Origin of the sequence: Vibrio sp. Of7-15 (genome assembly GCF_022347565.1) — a bacterium.
Classification (GTDB): Bacteria; Pseudomonadota; Gammaproteobacteria; order Enterobacterales; family Vibrionaceae; genus NORP241.
Genome location: NZ_JAKRGH010000020.1, coordinates 13,145 through 32,426, shown reverse-complemented (window position 1 = coordinate 32,426; position 19,282 = coordinate 13,145). Strand labels below are relative to the sequence as shown.

General features: G+C 41.4%; 18 protein-coding genes and 1 riboswitch. Of the genes, 10 read left to right on the top strand and 8 right to left on the bottom strand.

Annotation, left to right across the window (positions count from 1 at the left end; all coding sequences use genetic code 11):
- Positions 1 to 15: 15 nt before the first annotated feature.
- Positions 16 to 465 (top strand): SulA-like leucine-rich domain-containing protein, encoded by a 450-nt coding sequence (locus tag MHO82_RS18175; protein ID WP_239186106.1) that lies wholly within the window; start codon positions 16 to 18, stop codon positions 463 to 465.
- A gap of 249 nt (positions 466 to 714) precedes the next feature.
- Entirely contained in the window at positions 715 to 2,127 is a 1,413-nt protein-coding gene (locus MHO82_RS18170) for a basic amino acid/polyamine antiporter (RefSeq protein WP_239186104.1), read from the top strand.
- Between the two features lie 73 nt (positions 2,128 to 2,200).
- On the opposite strand, the gene MHO82_RS18165 is transcribed toward MHO82_RS18170, so the two are convergent.
- The 3 genes from MHO82_RS18165 to MHO82_RS18155 form a co-directional block, all read right to left on the bottom strand.
- Entirely contained in the window at positions 2,201 to 2,590 is a 390-nt protein-coding gene (locus MHO82_RS18165) for a transporter (RefSeq protein WP_239186102.1), read from the bottom strand.
- 384 nt (positions 2,591 to 2,974) lie between these two features.
- A complete protein-coding gene (locus tag MHO82_RS18160; protein ID WP_239186100.1) occupies positions 2,975 to 3,724 on the bottom strand; it encodes a hypothetical protein in 750 nt (249 codons plus the stop codon).
- Positions 3,725 to 3,821: 97 nt separating this feature from the next.
- Positions 3,822 to 3,980: a hypothetical protein gene (locus MHO82_RS18155; protein ID WP_239186098.1), complete on the bottom strand. Its 159-nt coding sequence runs from the start codon at positions 3,978 to 3,980 to the stop codon at positions 3,822 to 3,824.
- Between the two features lie 414 nt (positions 3,981 to 4,394).
- Positions 4,395 to 4,493, top strand: a riboswitch (glycine riboswitch).
- An 83-nt stretch (positions 4,494 to 4,576) separates the two neighbouring features.
- Between MHO82_RS18155 and MHO82_RS18150 the strand changes: the two genes are divergently transcribed.
- From MHO82_RS18150 to MHO82_RS18135, 4 genes are all read left to right on the top strand, one after another.
- Entirely contained in the window at positions 4,577 to 5,953 is a 1,377-nt protein-coding gene (locus MHO82_RS18150; RefSeq protein WP_239186096.1) for a sodium:alanine symporter family protein, read from the top strand.
- Positions 5,954 to 6,095: 142 nt separating this feature from the next.
- On the top strand, positions 6,096 to 6,470 hold the full coding sequence (locus MHO82_RS18145) for a hypothetical protein (protein WP_239186094.1): 375 nt from the start codon (positions 6,096 to 6,098) through the stop codon (positions 6,468 to 6,470).
- 57 nt (positions 6,471 to 6,527) lie between these two features.
- Positions 6,528 to 8,642, top strand: coding sequence for a protein-disulfide reductase DsbD domain-containing protein (locus tag MHO82_RS18140; RefSeq protein WP_239186092.1), 2,115 nt, complete (start codon positions 6,528 to 6,530; stop codon positions 8,640 to 8,642).
- 4 nt (positions 8,643 to 8,646) lie between these two features.
- Positions 8,647 to 9,156: a protein disulfide oxidoreductase gene (locus tag MHO82_RS18135; RefSeq protein ID WP_239186091.1), complete on the top strand. Its 510-nt coding sequence runs from the start codon at positions 8,647 to 8,649 to the stop codon at positions 9,154 to 9,156.
- A 44-nt stretch (positions 9,157 to 9,200) separates the two neighbouring features.
- Here the strand turns inward: MHO82_RS18135 and MHO82_RS18130 are convergent, their stop codons facing one another.
- From MHO82_RS18130 to MHO82_RS18115, 4 genes are all read right to left on the bottom strand, one after another.
- Positions 9,201 to 9,416: a hypothetical protein gene (locus tag MHO82_RS18130; RefSeq protein ID WP_239186089.1), complete on the bottom strand. Its 216-nt coding sequence runs from the start codon at positions 9,414 to 9,416 to the stop codon at positions 9,201 to 9,203.
- 186 nt (positions 9,417 to 9,602) lie between these two features.
- Positions 9,603 to 9,899 (bottom strand): glutaredoxin domain-containing protein, encoded by a 297-nt coding sequence (locus MHO82_RS18125; RefSeq protein WP_239186087.1) that lies wholly within the window; start codon positions 9,897 to 9,899, stop codon positions 9,603 to 9,605.
- Positions 9,900 to 9,993: 94 nt separating this feature from the next.
- Positions 9,994 to 11,943: a methyl-accepting chemotaxis protein gene (locus MHO82_RS18120; protein ID WP_239186085.1), complete on the bottom strand. Its 1,950-nt coding sequence runs from the start codon at positions 11,941 to 11,943 to the stop codon at positions 9,994 to 9,996.
- Positions 11,944 to 12,328: 385 nt separating this feature from the next.
- The gene (locus MHO82_RS18115; protein ID WP_239186083.1) at positions 12,329 to 13,126 is read right to left on the bottom strand and encodes a hypothetical protein; all 798 of its coding nucleotides are present in this window, start codon (positions 13,124 to 13,126) and stop codon (positions 12,329 to 12,331) included.
- Here MHO82_RS18115 and MHO82_RS18110 point away from each other — a divergent pair.
- The 3 genes from MHO82_RS18110 (at position 13,125) to MHO82_RS18100 (ending at position 16,635) form a co-directional block, all read left to right on the top strand.
- Complete coding sequence (locus MHO82_RS18110) at positions 13,125 to 13,604, top strand: hypothetical protein (protein WP_239186081.1); 480 nt, start codon at positions 13,125 to 13,127, stop codon at positions 13,602 to 13,604. The genes MHO82_RS18115 and MHO82_RS18110 overlap by 2 nt on opposite strands.
- Before the next feature lie 26 nt (positions 13,605 to 13,630).
- Positions 13,631 to 15,010: a class II fumarate hydratase gene (locus MHO82_RS18105; RefSeq protein ID WP_239186079.1), complete on the top strand. Its 1,380-nt coding sequence runs from the start codon at positions 13,631 to 13,633 to the stop codon at positions 15,008 to 15,010.
- Positions 15,011 to 15,258: 248 nt separating this feature from the next.
- Positions 15,259 to 16,635, top strand: coding sequence for an L-cystine transporter (locus MHO82_RS18100; protein WP_239186077.1), 1,377 nt, complete (start codon positions 15,259 to 15,261; stop codon positions 16,633 to 16,635).
- A gap of 145 nt (positions 16,636 to 16,780) precedes the next feature.
- Here the strand turns inward: MHO82_RS18100 and MHO82_RS18095 are convergent, their stop codons facing one another.
- Positions 16,781 to 17,311 carry a 3'-5' exonuclease gene (locus MHO82_RS18095; RefSeq protein WP_239186075.1) on the bottom strand — a complete coding sequence of 177 codons (531 nt, stop codon included), beginning with the start codon at positions 17,309 to 17,311 and terminating at the stop codon, positions 16,781 to 16,783.
- 710 nt (positions 17,312 to 18,021) lie between these two features.
- On the opposite strand from MHO82_RS18095, the gene MHO82_RS18090 reads away from it, so the two are divergent.
- Positions 18,022 to 18,933, top strand: coding sequence for an alpha/beta fold hydrolase (locus tag MHO82_RS18090; RefSeq protein ID WP_239186073.1), 912 nt, complete (start codon positions 18,022 to 18,024; stop codon positions 18,931 to 18,933).
- Positions 18,934 to 19,282 lie beyond the last annotated feature (349 nt).

The window sequence follows — 19,282 nt, the reverse complement described above, 5'->3', positions numbered from 1 at the left end:
ACATAGGTTAATAGCATGGCGATTTTTGAAAAACACAAGGCAGTGAAAAACTCAGCATTACCAACGTTCTCTCAATACACAAAAACGTACGGACAGATCGAACGCTATTCATCAACTCACCATGTAACTTTAACCTCTTCAGAGTTCTCGAATTTCTTAGCTGTCTTACAAGACTTAAGCCTTCAACAACGCTGGGTATTTTTTACTTCAAATGCTCCTGTTCCTTCAAAAGCGGTATTACTTTCAGCAGGTATTGATATCAACAAGATCGTAGTAATGAAACCATCTCGTACCATGACAGAAGAGCAGATCATCTGTAAAGCAATCTCATGCGGTACGGCGAGTGCCGTTATTGGTTTATTACCATCGACAACATCACAATGCCAAGCAATATCTGAGCAAGCAAAACGCAGCAATGTACGCACTTTTTTCTTTCCTTCTAATGCTGCGACCTTACTTCACTAATTTTTTCTTCCACTCTGTTTCGCCACCGATATCATTTTACGTGTTATTGGTGGTATTTTTTTATTTATCGTAATAAGAACGACATAGTTCATTAACGAGGCTAATGGCATGTTTTAACAGGATAATTACCATTACGTAAACAACACAGTGAATCCATTGATTTTAGTCATAAAGCCCATAGTAATTGAGATTAACAACGTAAAAGACCATATAATCAACTCTCGATAGATTATTAATCCAGAGGATTCTGTGGAGAAAAAACTAGGACTAAGCGCCATGACAGCAATTGTTATTGGCTCTATGATTGGGGCTGGTGTCTTTAGCCTCCCGCAAAATATGGCGGCTGTTGCCAGCCCTGCAGCAGTAATGATCGGTTGGGCGATTACAGGCCTTGGTATGATCTTCCTTGCTCTCTCTTTCCAATACTTATCTCAAATGAAGCCAAACATCACGAGTGGTGTTTTTGGGTACGCACAAAGTGGCTTTGGTGACTTCATCGGCTTTTGCTCGGCATGGGGCTACTGGCTAAGTGCGACACTGGCCAATGTTTCTTATTTAGTGATTGTGTTTAGTACACTAGGAATGCTTTTTGACTCTCCTGACAACATTATCTTTGGAGTGGGAAATACAGCTACATCGGTAATTTGTGCCTCATTATTACTGTGGCTTGTTCATGCTTTAGTTTCTCGTGGTGTGCAAACAGCGGCCACCATCAATCTCATTACAACCATTGCCAAATTAATCCCGCTATTCCTCTTTATTCTTTTTGCTTTTATTGCCTTCAAATGGGACACCTTTGTTTTTGATTTTTCAGGATTGCACTTTGGTGAAGAACATAATCTGCTTGATCAAATCAAAGGCACTATGCTAGTCACAGTATGGGTGTTTATTGGTATTGAAGGCGCTGTTGTGGTGTCGAGTCGAGCAAAACACCGTAAAGACATTGGTAGAGCCACCATTTTAGGGTTATTAATTGCACTGACTATTTATGTGCTTGTCACTCTGTTGGCCATGGGCGTAGTAAAACCACAAGAACTAGCCCAGTATCAAAATCCCTCTATGGCAACTGTGCTGTCACACATTATAGGGCCATGGGGGCAACTGATCATTGGTATCGGGCTTTTGGTTTCTGTTTGTGGCGCTTTTCTTAGCTGGACAGTATTAGCCTCTGAAGCGCCTTTCCTAGCCGCTAAAGAAGGCATGTTTCCAAAACGCTATGCCGCTCAAAATAGTGCTGGCTCCCCAACTAAAGCTTTATTTTTAACCAATGCTAGTGTGCAAGTCGCCCTAATTTTTGTCACATTCTTTGGTGGCACTTATGATTCGTTATTAATCATTGCTTCTGAAATGATCTTAGTACCTTATTTTCTTGTTGGTGCTTTTACATTGAAACTGGCGTTTGAAAATAAAAATCGCGGTAAGCTACTTTTCGTCGGTATATCCGCTACTATCTATGGCATCTGGCTTCTTTATGCATCAGGATTAAACTATTTATTACTTTCAAGTTTGCTCTATCTACCTGGTTTATATTTTTATGTAAAGGCAAAAAAAGAAAATCAGGTGAATATTTTTACTGATAAAGAAAAGGTTATCGCAGGGCTTCTGACAATAACAGCATTATCTGCCGTAGGAATATTACTAAACGAGCCAAATATTATGTAATTTAAATACTATTAAAAACAAAAAAATAAGCCTCAATAAATATTGAGGCTTATTTTTATGTAATAAAACAATATTAATGGGTAAGGTGTACTTTAAGTGTCTCGCCTTCTAGTGAATCTAAACAAATATCTGTTTGTGATTTGCTCATAATGGTCGTTAATTGAGAGTCATCCAGTGCATAAGGCAGCTGGATTTCTAAATCGTATATTCCCTCAGAACGAGCAAGCCGTAACAACCGGATCAAATTTGATTCATCACTAACTTGTGTAGAAAGTACCTTAAGAGCCTTATCCCATAAGCGCTCGTGTGGTGTTAAATCTGAGTGTACTGCTGCATTCCAAGCTACGCCAAACACTGGTAGAAACGATTTCATTGCTTCTGAAAACGTCCATTGTTTTTTACAAGATGCGGATAAGAATGCAGTGTAATCAAAAACCACATTATCTGATTCGTGTTTCCCCATTGGAAGCCCCCCGGTAAACCAATAACATCGCTAACGTCACTGTCAGTCGATGTAACACTCTTTTATATTATATAAAGCCAGTACAATATACACAATAAATGAGCAATGTGGTTTTTTAAAAGGCAATAAACTTAAATTTACTTTTAATTAATACATAACAAACCAAGTAAATTTACATTATTTAAACATAAATTAACTTATCTAAAACATAAATAGGTTGGAGATGGCAAGAATTGAAATTAATAAGAACTATCAATTTGGTCAAACGATAAAGTGAACGAAATAATAGAGCCGCCTATTCTATCGTTTTTTATATTAATGAAATTCATTTCATTTTATATAAAGGTTGATTCACTCAACCTTTATATACTACGAAAGTATTATTTACACGCCAATTTCAGAAACTAAAGAATCTATTTCTCTTAGATCCATTTCTCTTATTCTTAACTGCTCTTCTAGATCAGCTAACTTTTCTCTTTGCTTATCGTATTTCGTACACGCGTCAGATGACACATCCCAGCTTTTACCTTCACGATATAGCTGACAGTCTTTTTTAAACTTGGTAATTGTTTTATCAACTGCTGCTACTTTTTCTTCTAAATCAGCAACTTCATGTTGAAGCACCATCTGATTTTGAAATAACTGCTTGGCACGCTCAAGCATTGTAATTTGCAATTCAACTTTATTATTTAAAAAATTAACTTGCGATGTTAATTCACTGACTTTACCCGTTAGAACCGCATTACTTTTATTTGCATTAGCTAATTCATCTTGCAATGCTTGGTTCGATTCAATCAGATCCGTATTTTTCTTATCAAACTCTGCTTGCATCGATTGCTCTTTTGCCAGTAGCTCTGCCGCTTTATCTTGCATTGCTTGGGAACTCTGCGAAACCAACTTATCATTTAACTGCTTTTTTTCTTGCTCTAACGCAGTGTGACTCGTTTGCAGACTATGATAAGCATCAGACCAATTTGAAGTGGTGATACCAGAGCCAATCAATCCACCCGCAGAAAGCCCGACAACAGCAGCTGCGACTGCTATCCAATTAAACGCTTTTTTAGGCTCTTCAATTATGACAACATCCGCATCTTTGTGATCATCACTATGTTCTGTATCTTGCGTAGGACTCAACGTGCTCTCCAATTTTATACGTTAAAAACCACGTTATTGTAGCAAGCTTTAGCCGTTTTTCCCTCCGCTGAATGTCAGCTTTTGGCTAAAAAGCACATTACCTAAATAGCTCTGCGCCAATCACAAAAATGATGTAGGTCAGTAAGCCACCACCAACAACCGCAATCACAAACTTTTGTAATTTTTCGTTAGTCCCATACCGAATCAGCACAAAAGCCACCGCAATTAATAAACAGATCACCGAAATTTTTAGCATAAATACATACTTTCCCTTCAATTATCAGATCGTTAATGTACTTCTATTTTTCTTGATTGCCTACTCTTTCTATCCTAGCACTACAATTTAAGAAATGAATAATTTGAACGAGGAATCAACAACACAACTTGGTGTAAATGCCCTCCCCCTACTTCCATCATATGAAATACCTATCGGCCAAGACCACATACCCAGGATGTATTGATGAAAATCATATTGAACTACAGAAAAAATATGATAGAGTTCACAGCTCAATTTCACTTAGTGTTATTGACTGCTTTTAACCCAAAATAAAAGCATAAAATTTGTTGTTCCGATGAAGACTGCAGGAGAGTGACGGAATTCCGTCCGCCGAAGAAGTAAATCTTTCAGGTGCTTTATTCTAATTTTATTAGATTAGCGAGGACTGTAGTTGGAGGAACCTCTGGAGAGATCCGTTAAATCGGACGCCGAAGGAGCAAGCCTGTTGTTTAAACAGGTGAAACTCTCAGGCAAAAGGACAGAGGGGAAGATTAGCCAACAGCACCCGTCTGTTCCTCAGACGATCTGTCTCTAATCAACTCTTCTCCTTATAGTAGTTTTATAAAGGGGAAACCATGAACTCACTACACTCATTGTTACAATCCATCGACTCCTTTGTTTGGGGGCCTCCACTTTTACTGTTACTTGTTGGTACCGGTGCCTACCTGACTTTTCGTTTAGGTCTATTGCAGTTACGCCACTTACCAACCGCGCTAAAAATGGTATTTAGTAAAAACCCTCAATCCGGACAAGGCGACGTTTCCAGTTTTGCAGCCCTTTGTACTGCCCTGTCTGCCACCATTGGTACTGGTAATATTGTTGGTGTTGCTACGGCAATTAAAATCGGTGGACCAGGCGCTCTATTTTGGATGTGGCTGGCGGCTTTTTTTGGCATGGCAACCAAATACGCAGAGTGTCTTTTAGCCGTTAAGTACCGAGAAACAGACAGCCGTGGTCAGATGATCGGTGGCCCGATGTATTACCTTGAAAAAGGCGTTGGCAGTAAATTCCTTGCTAAACTTTTTGCCTTTTTTGCTCTCGGTGTTGCCTGTTTTGGTATTGGTACATTCCCGCAAGTCAATGCCATTGTGGATGCCGCTTACTTATCATTCAGCATTCCTCAAGAATACACCGCAGTTGTTCTTACTCTATTAGTCACCGTAGTCACACTGGGTGGTATTCAATCTATCGCAAAAGTCGCAGGCAAAGTGATCCCAACCATGGCGCTATTGTATGTTATTGCTTGTGTTAGTGTACTGGCCTTAAATTTTGAGCAGCTACCTGCCGCGATTTCACTGGTGATCACTTCAGCCTTTACAGGCACAGCAGCAACTGGTGGCTTTTTAGGGGCCGGTATTATGTTGGCTATTCAATCGGGTGTTGCACGTGGGGTGTTCTCTAATGAATCTGGCTTAGGTAGTGCTCCTATGGCCGCTGCCGCTGCAAAAACAGATTCTTGTGTACGCCAAGGATTAATTTCCATGACAGGCACATTTTTCGACACCATCATCATTTGTACCATGACGGGTTTAACACTGATCATTACCGGAGCTTGGCAAGGTGAATTGGCTGGTGCAGCCATGACAACTCATGCTTTTGCTATGGGCCTTAGCTCAGATATTCTAGGCCCAATGATGGTATCGGTTGGTTTAATGTTCTTCGCCTTTACCACTATTTTAGGCTGGAACTACTATGGTGAACGATGCATTACCTATCTATTTGGTGTAAAAGCGATTTTGCCCTACAAGGTTATCTTCATTGCGCTGGTCGCTTCCGGTGCCTTCATGGAGTTAGATCTCATTTGGATCATCGCTGACATTGTGAACGGTTTAATGGCAATACCAAACTTAATTGGTGTCATTGCATTAAGGCATGTGGTGGTTGAAGAAACCCGCTTATTTTTCAATAAACCGTCTTCAAACTCACCAAACTTACAACCAGTAGCCAACTAGTTGATGCCAGAGCCACTTGGAGCGATTCAAGTGGCTCTTTTACTAAGTAAACTAACCTCTAATACCTTTTTCTTTCTGAACCTCTGGAACTTTTCTTTTATACTAACGTCTCACTGTCGTTCATGTTGATTAATTGGAATATATGATTTCTCCTACACAACGCGCATTACGTGCACGTTGGGCCATACTTTTCGTCGTTATTGTTATTAGCGTGTGTTTTGCTCAGCAAGCAGGACAGGTCTCATCATGCCCAATAACAACCAGTTCATCCCTTATCTCATCCTTTGGGTTTGAACACGACGTGATGCCCTCGCCTATGGTAGAAGAAAAATGCACCTTAACGGATCACATGCTGAACAATCATCATTTTGATCTCCATGATGCTTTGTTGATTATGTTTTCCATTACTCTTATTACGGTGAGCGGGCTTAATCATATTTTCTATGCCATTAAATTATTACCTGCCCGCGCACCTCCTCGGCGACGGCACCTTACCTTGTGTGTCTTTAGAGAATAAAAACGACGGTTACTCACTGTATCTGTTTAACTATTTTTATTTTCGGAGAAATATCTTTTGAATAACCATCGTTCTATTTCTTATCGTACTTTCAGTGCGATGTTTTTGCTGGCGTGTGCATTGCTGCTTACCTTAGTGAAACCTGCGTATGCCGCCTCCACAGGTTGGCTAGTAAATCCACAACACCCACCACTGCAAGTACAATTGGAACTAACGGGACAGTTCAACCCACAACAAAAAGCCGTTGAAGCGGTATTAAGCGTCCAACTGGAAAATGACTGGAAAACCTATTGGCGATCTCCAGGTGAAGGTGGTGTATCACCAAGCCTACAGTGGGAAAATTCCACCAACATCAGCGATGTTCAATGGCATTGGCCAGCTCCAAAACGCTACCCACTGTTAGGCGTCGACACCTTAGGCTATAAAGGTGTGGTGCACTTCCCGATGACATTCTTTGTAGAAGACATTACCAAACCTGCTACTCTGGAAGGCACTTTAACCATGTCTTCTTGCACCAATATTTGTGTATTAACCGACTACCAGATCTACCTCAATTTTACCCCAGACGCCGTTCCATTCTCGCAAGAGGCGATGCACAAATACAACCAAGGCATGAGCGCGGTTCCTGCTGTTGTCGATACCACAAAAGATACACATGTATTAAATAACGCACGCGCTCATTGGCACGCAACAGCAAGTGAGCTAACCATACAGGTAAACAACAGTGTTGGCTGGAATCAACCGGATCTGTTTGTGGATGATCCTAGTGGTCAGTTGGAAGACGTTATTTTCTCAAAGCCAAACATCCAAATTAATGGTGAACAGCTGACGGCTACAGTTTCTGCATCCAGCTGGATTGGCGATATCGAGCTGCTTAACAAAACTCTCCATGTCACGGTTGTCGATAAAAACATATCTGCCGAATTGGTGGTCACCACTTCAAATCAACCAATAACAACAGAAAAAAGCAGTTTATGGTCAATCATTGCTGTTGCTCTTCTGGGTGGCCTTATTCTCAATATTATGCCTTGTGTACTACCAGTACTCGGTATGAAGTTGAGCAGTGTATTAACCGCTCATGGACTGGAAAAGAAACAGATCCGCCGTCAGTTTATCGCCTCAGCCGCTGGCATCATGGTGTCATTTTGGATTATTGCGGCCTTCCTACTGACTCTAAAACTATCTGGTCAGGCACTGGGTTGGGGCATTCAGTTCCAAAGCCCTTACTTTATCGCCATCATGATAGGCATTACTGTTCTCTTTGCTGCCAACATGTTGGGGCTGTTTGAAATTCAATTATCATCGGGCATGCAAACTTGGTTAGCGACACGCGGGGATCAATCTTATCTAGGTCATTTCTTGCAAGGTATGTTCGCAACCTTACTCGCAACGCCGTGCAGTGCTCCATTTTTAGGCACTGCGGTGGCCTTTGCTCTGGGCGCTTCAACTGTGGAATTATTTGCCATTTTCACCGCCCTTGCCATCGGTATGGCGCTCCCTTGGCTAGCCATTGCGGCCTTCCCTGGTTTAGCCCAATGCTTGCCTAAACCAGGGAAGTGGATGAATACCGTAAAAACCATTTTCGGTTTACTTATTCTCGCCACCAGCTTCTGGTTATTAAGCCTCTTAGCAATTTTTATCGGTACGCTGGCTACGGTGATCACTGGCCTTTTATTAGTGATCACCCTGCTCTATTTACTTGGCATGAAGCAAGGTAAAAAAGCCGTGATTTTGGTGTCAGCGATACTGACGTTTTCTTTTGCTTCTGCACTTATCATTGGCAGTGTTACTTCAGACAGCTGGGCGACACCACTCCCAGAAGATCATGCGTGGCAACCTCTTCAGGTAAAGGACATCTCTTCTCACGTTAACATGGGCAAAGTTGTGTTTGTGAATGTCACTGCCGACTGGTGTATAACCTGTAAGGCCAACAAAATCGGTGTTCTACTGCAACAACCTGTTTACGGAGCTTTACAAGCCGCTGATGTCGTCCCAATGGAAGGCGATTGGACCGTGCCTTCTGATTATGTAACGGAGTTCTTGCAATCGAACGGGCAATTTGGCGTGCCATTCAATATGGTTTATGGCCCTAATGCTCCGCAAGGCATTCCGCTGCCTACGATTCTAAGTACTGAGCAAGTAATGAAAGCCATCGAACACGCAAGAGGATAAAAAGATGACAACCTCCGCCGCTGTACGAATAAGAAAATGGGCAAAAGAAGCCCTAGTGGCCATTATCATTGTCACCCTAGCCGCCATTGCTATTGATATGTGGCGCAGCCAGTCTATGGTCTCTGGAAGTGCCCCTGATCTGCCTTACACCACTCTTCAAGGTAAAGAAGTTAATCTCATCGCCATGAGCCAAGAAAAACCGGTACTGGTTTACTTTTGGGCCACTTGGTGCCCCGTATGTAACTTTGTTTCCCCTTCGGTGGATTTTATGTCTGAACATTACGACGCAGTCACTATCGCTTTGCGATCGGGAGATGAAAAAAGAGTGAATCAATACTTAACAGCGAAGGAATATGGCTTTGCCACGATAAATGACCCATCAGGAAAGATCAGTCAGGAATGGAAAATAAGCGTAACCCCAAGTCTTTTTGTTATCGACAAAGGAGAAATTTCGTCTGTAACAACCGGGTTCACAACACCACTAGGCATGTGGATAAGACTATTATTTAGTTAAAAAAACATAAGCCACCGACTTACTATCGGTGGCTTATATTCTATTTATTCTTTTTCACAGAAATAAGTATCTGAGCTTTTTTTCTCTTTCTGTTTTTCTGCCCTAATTTTTGAGAGGTGATCACGCAAGGCGCTTGGTTCTAAAAAAGCATAATGATCCAACATGCCAATTTCAGCAAAGAGATCAAGCTCTTCCACCGTGAATATTGCTTTGTAATTCACATAGCCATCTTTTGATAAGCAGGATTTTAAGTCTGTCATCGGGGCTCTCTTCTGTCGTTTTCTATCCATAGCCGCTATCACAATATTCCTTATTGCTCTTTTCTTTTAAGTGTAGAAGAGATTAACAACTAATCGTCAACTTTTTGTCACCTACTTTCAAAATATGGCACAAGGTGAATATAAATCAACAGCAACAAAGCAACCAGAATAACAAATTTGTATCAATTATAATTCAAAGTCCAAATCAGCAAAATCTTCTGCTTCGCGCTGACGCTCTAAATACGCAACCAAGTCATCGTGTCCACCAATGTATTTTCCTTCTAAGAAAATTTGAGGCACGGTATTTACGCGAATATTGGCAACCGTTTCCACGTAATCCACCATCTCTGTTTTTTCTAAATCAGAGCCTAAAGACAGCGTGGTGTACTCTGTGCCACGATCATCGAGCAACGCTTTTGCTTTCACACAATATGGACAGTTTGGCTGCGTAATGACTAAATTTTTGTATTGGCTTAAAGACATGATTTTCACTCATTCAAAATAAAGGCGACAACATAATGTAATCGCCTTCAGCTGTAAAGCTTACCTTGTAGTGCAGTAATCATTGCCAATGGAATTACGTTCTGAACCTTTGAACCAGTGAGGTTAAGTCCGTTGACAACTTAGTAAGCTCTTCTGAGTTGTTTTCAGATTGAACAGAGGCATCATTTGCTTTACTGGCTTCAGTATGAACATCCGTTATGTTTCGATTAATTTCTTCTGCCACTAAATGCTGCTCTTCTGCTGCGGCTGCAATTTGTGTTGCCATATCTCGAATGGTTGATACAGATTCTTGGATAGATTCAAACACCGACTTTGTTTTTTCTGTCGTTTCTACGGTCTGTTTTGAATGATCTAGGCTACTTGATAACTTTTCAGATACCGTTTGAGTCCGGCGGGTCAACCCTGAAATCAGAGTATCTATTTCCTCAGTGGATTCCGATGTTCTTTGTGCCAATGTTCTCACTTCGTCTGCTACCACCGCAAAACCTCGGCCTTGATCTCCAGCACGCGCGGCCTCAATCGCCGCATTTAACGCCAGCAAATTGGTCTGCTCAGCAATGCCTCGAATCGTATCCAAAATCGTAGTGATATTACGTGATTCCTCTGCCAGCTCACTCATGGCACTGTTCGACTCAATAATAATGTCTTCCAACTGATTTACCGACTCCGACGTCTCTTGAATGAACAATCGTCCTTGTTCTACTTGCTGCTGGCTATCATCTGCTGCACTGGCGGTTTGCGTACAATTTTCAGCCACTTCATTTGAGGTGGACACCATCTCATGAAATGCCGTCGACACTTGTTCAATAGAGCGTGACTGTTGCTCTGAAATACCCCGAACCTCTACCGAGACCCCTTTCGCTTTATGGGCCACTTCACCAACCTGACTGGCATTATCCTTAATCTGGCTGATCAACGTATTAATGGTGCCAACAAAGCTATTAAATGCCCCCGCCATTAAACCAGATTCATCTTTACTACGAACTTCTAACCGCCTTGTTAAATCCCCTTCTCCACTGGCTATTTCTTGCAGCCCTGACGTAATCACTCCCATTGGTTTGGTGATTAAATTGGCAATCCAATAGCCAATCAGCATAAATACCCCAACCAAAAGAAAACTCACCACGATAATCACCATGATCAGCTCATCCACAATTTCAAAGACTTCGCTTTTAGGAACAAAGCCAATGAACTTCCAGCCTAATTGCGGGGATGAATATACATTCGCAAACCACGTTTCTCCTTCAAATTCGACTTCTTTAAAACCCTGTGTTGAGGCCAGATCTGCGTACACTCCCCCTAAACTTGTCATGGATTTAAAGTTATGATCTTTATTAGCAGGATCAGCTAATACCACTCCTGTGTCTTCCACCAACATGACATAGCCCGATTCACCAAACCGAACTTGTTTCACCATGTCGGTGAGTTTATTCAGGGTCACATCAACCCCAACCACCCCAGTAATACCGTCTTGGCCATTAAAAACTTTCAAATAATCGAGTAGCGGAGCCCCTGAACTAATGTCTTCGTAAGCTGGTGCTCGGGTTACTTGCCCACCAGCATTCACAGCAGCGGTATACCAAGGACGTTTTCTTGGGTCATAATTCGCTCCATTGTTGCCTTTTGGCCATTGAATATACCCGCCGTCACTAAGCCCTAAATACACATAAGATAAATCCGGGCGAGCTTCACCGAACCGCTTTAAGAAATCGTATACTTCCGCTTCAATAGGGCTGTTTTGCTCGGGTGTCATGGGTGCTGAGGGCTTATCGGTATATTTCATGACACTGCCATCAAGCTTGCCTAGCACTTCAGTACTTGCTAAGTAAACGGCGTCTTCCGCCAAGCCATTTAGGTACAAAGAAAAAGCATTATCTACCTGCCGTATTTCACTGGCACTGTTCTTTTGAAATGAGACAACAGCACTCTTTCTAAATTCATAAATAGAAAGAGATGCAATGATGGCAACAGGGACAACGACACTGGCTAAAAGCGCCAATATAAATTGAGTTCGGATTTTCATAATACGCTCTTTCCCACTCTTTTTATCGATTATTCAACTAAGTATAGTGCCATTAGTGACAATTCTATTTTTTATACCTTACGAAAAATTCAAAACAAACAGTTACTGCCATCACAGAACTAATAAAGTTTTTCTTAACCTTGAGATTAGTTGATTGAGCGCAAAGTAACCTGATAAAAAGAGGGGTTAAATGAAACTGTGCTTCAAAGAAGATTGGAGGTAATTATGGAACTGGGTTTCGTAACACTCTGTTTTGTGCTTATTGTCATGACCATCGGCTTTGTTGTTACCTTTGGTAAAGCACTATTCAAAGAGTATAAAAAATTATGACCGCTTACTAAAAAGGCTCTAATAAACCAGAGCCTTTAATTATTTAGCTCAAAGATTATTTTGGCGTGACCAGCAGTATCTTTTCACGTTTTTCGTAATTGAGCTTATCCAAGTCTTCCCCCCAATACTTTTTTACTAACGCATCTATCAACCCTGTTTCATCAGCGTATATCAACGCTTTCTCTAAAACAGAGTATTTGTGTGCAGACAGCGGGGACAAATAAAATAAAAAGTCCCTCTCATACTCGAAAACCAAGCTCGGCTCAATTTCCAAATCGGGGTATAGCGCGGCTTCAGAAAGTACTTCATTAACCCCACGAGGAAAATAATCATACTCCCGATTAGCCGCTACCTTGCCATAAATGGCTTGCCAATCGCCCACCTGCTCTCGATAAAGCAGCTCATTTTTTCTCCATACCTTGGCATCAAACCAATTTTTCCCCATTCCCGCGACCAGTTTGAGCTGCTGAAAAGAGGCCAAGCTATCCACACCTGAAAACCGGGCACTGTCGCCTTTTTTAATTAAAAATACACGTTTACCAATAAGGCCATTGGTTAACCCTATCTTAATAGGGATAAACTGCTCATTACGCTGACGAGATTCCAGCATCCACAAAAGATCAACCCCGCCACGTTCTAATAAATACGTTGCCCGAAGTTGGGGAATAGGGACTTTTTTAAGGGTTAACGGCTCACCCACACCAGAAAATGACTTCTCAAGTAGTTCAATATAGAAACTATCTCTTCCTCTATGCTCTGACAGTTCGGGAATCGAGAATTCAGTACTTTGAACGGATATCGAACCCACACTCAAAATAGCAATTAATACCAACTGAAAAGCTAATTGACCCATGATCCGAACCTCCATTTCATTGTTAGAGTATAGGCAGAAAGCGACCTTTCAACAGGCAGTTATTGACAATACCCATCACTTAGGTGATATTGATTATCAATTTCAAATGAAAACAAATATCACTATGATTCAGGATGACATTTACTTAAAACACTTAGAGCAGTTCGTTAGATTTGGAACAAAACCTGATGACCCCGATCTTCTGTTTGATTATTTACAGCACCCTGAAGTCATGAAGTCAGAAATCTGTATAGACTGCCAGCGAGCTCTTTATCAACGCCAATTTCAAACTTTATTAGAAGTTTTTTGCGACCATTGTGTCCCAGAGCACTGGCGGCATTTATGCTTAGATAGTATCAATCGCCCTTTGCTTGCTCTTCATCGACTCGCGTTAAGTAATGAAGATTGGGCACAAATTTACCAGTTTAAAAAAGAGCTCATGACGCTCAATAATTATTTTAATCACAATAACGAGTAACACACGGAAACCTGAAGGATTTTCTGATGAACAATACCCGCATAGAAAAAGACAGCATGGGTGAACTTGCTGTACCCAAAGACGCCCTTTACGGTGCACAAACTCAACGAGCCATCAACAATTTCCAAATCAGTGGCCAAGCAATGCCGCTGCAATTTGTAAAGTCTTTACTATTGATTAAATCGGCTGCCGCAAAAGCAAACGTGAGCCTTGGTCAAATTACCCCTGAAATGGGGGAAGCCATTGTACAAGCGTGTGAACAGCTCGGTAATGCAAATGATTTAATGAGTCACTTCCCGGTAGACATATACCAAACAGGCTCAGGCACTAGCTCGAACATGAATGCCAACGAAGTGATTGCCACACTGGCTACTCAGAAGCTAGGTAAACCTGTCGGTGCCAATGATCACGTTAACTACGGCCAGAGCAGCAATGATGTGATCCCTACTGCCATTCACGTCAGCGCATCCATTGCTTTATCAGAACAACTTATCCCTGCACTTGAATATCTCATCCAAGCAACAGAAGCAAAAGCCGATAAAGTCGATCATCACATTAAAACAGGCCGCACACATTTAATGGATGCAATGCCAGTTCGCTTAAGTCAAAGCTTAAATGCATGGGCTCAACAGATAAAACAAAATGTGGTTAATCTGCGCAGCTTACAGCCCGCTATTCAAACCCTTGCCCAAGGTGGTACGGCAGTGGGTACAGGCATTAATGCCCACCCAGAATTTGCTGCCGCCTTTGCTAAAGAGCTAACCCAAACCACTAACATTACGTTTAGCGCGGCGGATAACTTCTTCCCGCTTATTGGATCTCAAGACACAGCCGTGGCTCTGTCTGGCCAGTTAAAAACAACGGCCGTTTCTATTATGAAAATTGCCAATGACCTACGCTGGATGAACTCAGGCCCACTGGCGGGATTAGGTGAAATTGAGTTGGAAGCCCTACAACCAGGTTCATCTATTATGCCGGGTAAAGTAAACCCTGTGGTTCCTGAAGCAGCAACCATGGTGGCGGCACAAGTGATTGGTAACGACACCGCCATCACTGTTGGTGGGCAAGCGGGTAATTTTGAACTGAATGTGATGCTGCCAATGATTGCTAATAACTTAATCAGCAGCATTGAACTTCTGGCTAATGTATCGCGCTTACTTGCAGACAAAGCCATCAGCTCATTTAATGTAAATGAAGATAAACTCCAAGAAGCCCTAGCGAAAAACCCAATCTTAGTAACGGCCCTTAACCCAATTATTGGTTATGCCAAAGCCGCTGAAATTGCAAAACTCGCTTATAAAGAAAAAAGGCCAATTATTGATGTGGCAAAAGAGCACACAGACATCAGCCAAGAGAAATTAGAAGAACTCCTAGATCCCGCAAAATTAACCCACGGCGGTTTATAGTACAAAATATCACATAATAAATATTGATATTTAAAGGGTCAGTCATAAGTAACTGGCCCTTTTTTAATCTCCTTACTCACTTATTTGTTTAAATACCCACCAATATAACGGAATGATATATGTAATCATCTAATCTTATTTTAGGGAATATTGTTCTTACTATATTTTAGCGGCCTATTTTAAATTTTATTTTCACGCTCATTTCTTGCTGCACACTTTTTCAGCGTGATCGCCACAGGTAAGTCACTATGTCATTTTTTGTTCTTGTCAACCTAGCCATATTTATAGGTTTAATTTTTATCCTCCATGGACAACAACGTAAAGAGCACACCCTTTCTCGCTTAGTTTTACTTGGCTTAGTCTCGGGCAGCCTGTTTGGTTTAGCGCTACAGCTTATCTATGGTGAAGGCAGCCAAGCAATCAAAGACACTTTAGAGTGGGTAAATGTTGTTGGTAAAGGCTATGTTGGCTTACTGAAAATGATCATCATGCCGCTGGTTCTTATCTCTATGATTGCGGCGGTAGTAAAACTAGAAAAATCGGGCTCGCTGGGGAAAATCAGTGGCTTAACCATTAGTGTACTGCTGGTCACTACCATGATTTCTGCCCTTGTGGGTATTGGTATCACACAGCTGTTTGGTTTATCCGCAGAAGGCTTAACAGAAGGTGCGCGTGAAACAGCCCGTGTGACTGTATTAGAAAATCGCATTGATCGTGTCAGTGATTTAACCATTCCTCAAATGCTGGTTAGCTTTATTCCAACCAACCCATTTGCAGATTTAACAGGTGCACGTTCGACGTCTATTATTGCTGTTGTTATTTTTGGTATCTTAATGGGCGTTGCTGCACTAAAAGTCAGCTCTGAAAACAAAGATTTAGCAAAACCAATTCACACTTTTGTCGAAGTTGCGCAAACCATTGTGATGCGTTTGGTGAAAATGATCATGGCATTAACGCCTTACGGTATTCTTGCGCTAATGACCAAAGTAGTCGCCACATCAAATGCTTCAGACATCCTGAACTTATTGGGCTTCATTGTTGCTTCTTATGCCGCTATTTTATTCATGTTCGTGATTCATGGTTTCTTAGTGTCACTGGTTGGTGTTAAACCAACAGAGTTTTTTAAAAAAATCTGGCCTGTCCTAACTTTTGCGTTTAGCTCTCGCAGCAGTGCCGCTACAATTCCACTGAATGTAGAAGCACAGATTACGAAACTAAATGTTCCACCAGCCATCGCTAACCTATCTGCTTCTTTTGGCGCAACCATTGGTCAAAATGGCTGTGCGGGTATTTACCCTGCAATGCTAGCTGTTATGGTGGCACCAACAGTCGGCATTAACCCAATGGACATCAACTTCATCCTATCGTTAGTTGCGATGATCACCATCAGCTCATTTGGTATTGCTGGTGTGGGTGGCGGCGCAACCTTCGCAGCACTTATCGTACTACCTGCGATGGGTTTACCTGTTACCATTGCTGCACTGCTGATCTCAATTGAACCATTAATCGATATGGCTCGCACAGCATTAAACGTAAGTGGTTCCATGACAGCCGGTACAATCACTAGCCGCTTACTAAAAAAATCTGAGAAAAAAGAATCAGAACAAGCAGAAGCGAACGCTTAAGCGAATTAACGTCCCAATAAAAAAGGAGAGCAATTACGCTCTCCTTTTTTGCCTCAATAGCAAACAGAACACTACCTCAACCAAGATTTTTCTTATCGTTCAATTTTGGTCAATAACGATGGTTTCAATCATTAGAAATGACAACTTACAAAATTTCTAATGCCAACTTAGCCAAGTTATACGCATCCACATACCCTGAATGCTGGCGGCCTTCCCACTCAATATTCATCATATCTAACGCGGCCTTTTGGCCCATTCGATTATTTTTAAAGCGTTTGTTAATCCGAAATAACGTAGCTAAGTTCAGAAATTCCTTAAATGGTACTTCTAACCCTTTTTGCTCGCATTCTTCGGCTAAGATCAAATCGTCTCTGCCCCATGCAGCATAAATTTTATTCGGGCCACCAAAGTTCTTCATCATGGAATTCAGCACATCTTTGAGTGGTCGCCCTTGCTTCTCAATTTTACGTGGGCTAATGCCTGTTAGCTCATGACAGAAAAGAGACACTTCATCGTGCTCAGGCTTAACATAGTATTGTGCGCGCTTAACCACTTGGCCGCTCACTAAATCAATCTCGGCTAGGCCAACCTCAATGATCTCTCCCGTTCGCCCTTTACCATCTTCATTCCAACAACACATTTCCAAGTCAAAACAAACGACTCGATTAAAATTCATAACTCTTCCTAACCAGGGGCCAAACTCTTTTTTATTATCAGCAAAAGGCGCTAACAAAACCAACTACGGGAAATTAAGCGGCTGATTCTAACCTAAGCGAACGGGAAATATAACCTTATATCACTCAGCTATAATGACTAGAACCTCATCCAGCTTCTCTCAGAATGGCATAAAACAACCAAGGTGACTTGATTATGGCCTTGCTACTTACTTTTTCATAAGGAGCTGGTTCGATCTTTTTCAAAACGCTTTCCCTAATCTTTCTCTGCCAAACCACATCACCAATATGCCACATTTGCAATCTCTACAACCAACGTCATCTTGTCATAATCGAGCCCTGTTAGGCACGTTTGATACACCTGTCGAGGTGATGTTTTCCAAATAAAACAAAACGTATTCACGATAAGAATAAAAGCCAAATAAGTTTAGCAGGCTCACTAAAAGATGTTTAAAACTGTGCAGATACTAGATCAATAAAGAAGTAACGGTTTTGTTATTATTTTGTCAATACAGATAATAATATATCACCCAGTTAAACCAATCATAAAAATATATGCCACTTCGCCATCCCCATCCTACTCTGAATATTAATCTGGATTAATAGTTCACTATTTTCTTTTTTCATGCTCGTTATCCCATTCTTAGATGTGAATTTATTGTTAAAAGGTGATAGCTTAACAATTAGAGTCTTTACACCAGAGTAAACCGATATGGATATCAATAACGTTCAACAACGCCAAATCTTAACGCCGCTTTGCCATCAACAAAGTTTGCATTTGCAACATATCCACGATCCCACTCAACCGAGCAAAGGGACGATTTTTTTCCTGCATGGTGTGATTGAAAACGGAAAAATATTCTACTCGAAGAAAAATAAAGGATTAGCGCCCTTCTTAGCTTCCAAAGGTTATGACTGCTATGTTGCAGACTTGCGCGGCCGCGGTGAAAGTAAGCCAGCCATCAGCTCGCTTTCAAACTATGGCCAAACCGAAGCAATAAAAGAAGACATCCCCCACTTTCTTGAAAAAATAAAGCAACTGACAGGCAATTACCCCGACTACTGGATCGGGCACTCTTGGGGCGGTGTGTTACTAAATAGCTACTTAGCTCGTAACCCAGACATGATCGATCACATTAAAGCCTGTGCCTATTTTGGCTCTAAACGCTCTTTGTTTAATCGCCACCCTAGCCGTTTTTTTCAAGCCAATATTTTATGGTATTTCTTAGCACCGAAGCTGTCCAAAAAGCACGGCTATTTACCCGCGAAAAAGCTCAAATGGGGCTCAGACAGTGAAACCAGAAAATCCTTACGCCAAAGCATTGAATGGGCCAAACCGTCAAGCTGGGTAGACAGTGATGATCACTTTGATTATGCCGCTGCTCTTAAAGATGTTCATTTACCACCAACTCTGCATATTGCCGGAGTAAAAGACAAAGCCTTAGCTCAACCTATCGATATCAAAGAGTTCATGAAAGAGTCCGGGAAAGGCATTCAAAAAATATCCGTGTATGGGCAAAAACACGGCCATAAACACAACTACGGCCACATAGATATGCTCACCCATAAACACGCCCAGCACGATCAATTTCAAGATGTTATTTCATGGTTTGAGCAACACTAACTTTCCTTTTCAACAAAACAGCCGCAGATCATTTGTGGCTGTATTTCATATATTGGCAACTTTTCTCATGTTTACGAATGTCACAACACTGTATATATAATCACTATATTTACCGTTATTTCGGTGGTTGTTATCGTTTTTTCACCTACGCAGGGTAATTGAATCATTTAATAAAATGGCTCTTATTGGTTGCTTTTCTCTGATTCTGTCGTAATTTTGAACAGATAGACATTTTGTAAACAATTAAAGAGTAAAAAAAGCATCGAGTTAGATGTGATGGGGCTTGAATATGATAACATTCGGCCTAATTAACTCTTTATTAATTTGGGTGATTTCTGTTCACCGTAAT

What these genes read in the sequence shown, in the direction of transcription:
- MHO82_RS18175 (WP_239186106.1), top strand. Translation starts at nt 16, where the DNA reads ATGGCGATTTTTGAAAAACACAAGGCAGTGAAAAACTCAGCATTACCA.
- MHO82_RS18090 (WP_239186073.1), top strand. Translation starts at nt 18,022, where the DNA reads ATGGATATCAATAACGTTCAACAACGCCAAATCTTAACGCCGCTTTGC.
- MHO82_RS18105 (WP_239186079.1), top strand. Translation starts at nt 13,631, where the DNA reads ATGAACAATACCCGCATAGAAAAAGACAGCATGGGTGAACTTGCTGTA.
- MHO82_RS18100 (WP_239186077.1), top strand. Translation starts at nt 15,259, where the DNA reads ATGTCATTTTTTGTTCTTGTCAACCTAGCCATATTTATAGGTTTAATT.
- MHO82_RS18135 (WP_239186091.1), top strand. Translation starts at nt 8,647, where the DNA reads ATGACAACCTCCGCCGCTGTACGAATAAGAAAATGGGCAAAAGAAGCC.
- MHO82_RS18095 (WP_239186075.1), bottom strand. Translation starts at nt 17,311, where the DNA reads ATGAATTTTAATCGAGTCGTTTGTTTTGACTTGGAAATGTGTTGTTGG.
- MHO82_RS18130 (WP_239186089.1), bottom strand. Translation starts at nt 9,416, where the DNA reads ATGACAGACTTAAAATCCTGCTTATCAAAAGATGGCTATGTGAATTAC.
- MHO82_RS18115 (WP_239186083.1), bottom strand. Translation starts at nt 13,126, where the DNA reads ATGGGTCAATTAGCTTTTCAGTTGGTATTAATTGCTATTTTGAGTGTG.
- MHO82_RS18145 (WP_239186094.1), top strand. Translation starts at nt 6,096, where the DNA reads ATGATTTCTCCTACACAACGCGCATTACGTGCACGTTGGGCCATACTT.
- MHO82_RS18125 (WP_239186087.1), bottom strand. Translation starts at nt 9,899, where the DNA reads ATGTCTTTAAGCCAATACAAAAATTTAGTCATTACGCAGCCAAACTGT.
- MHO82_RS18150 (WP_239186096.1), top strand. Translation starts at nt 4,577, where the DNA reads ATGAACTCACTACACTCATTGTTACAATCCATCGACTCCTTTGTTTGG.
- MHO82_RS18110 (WP_239186081.1), top strand. Translation starts at nt 13,125, where the DNA reads ATGATCCGAACCTCCATTTCATTGTTAGAGTATAGGCAGAAAGCGACC.
- MHO82_RS18155 (WP_239186098.1), bottom strand. Translation starts at nt 3,980, where the DNA reads ATGCTAAAAATTTCGGTGATCTGTTTATTAATTGCGGTGGCTTTTGTG.
- MHO82_RS18165 (WP_239186102.1), bottom strand. Translation starts at nt 2,590, where the DNA reads ATGGGGAAACACGAATCAGATAATGTGGTTTTTGATTACACTGCATTC.
- MHO82_RS18120 (WP_239186085.1), bottom strand. Translation starts at nt 11,943, where the DNA reads ATGAAAATCCGAACTCAATTTATATTGGCGCTTTTAGCCAGTGTCGTT.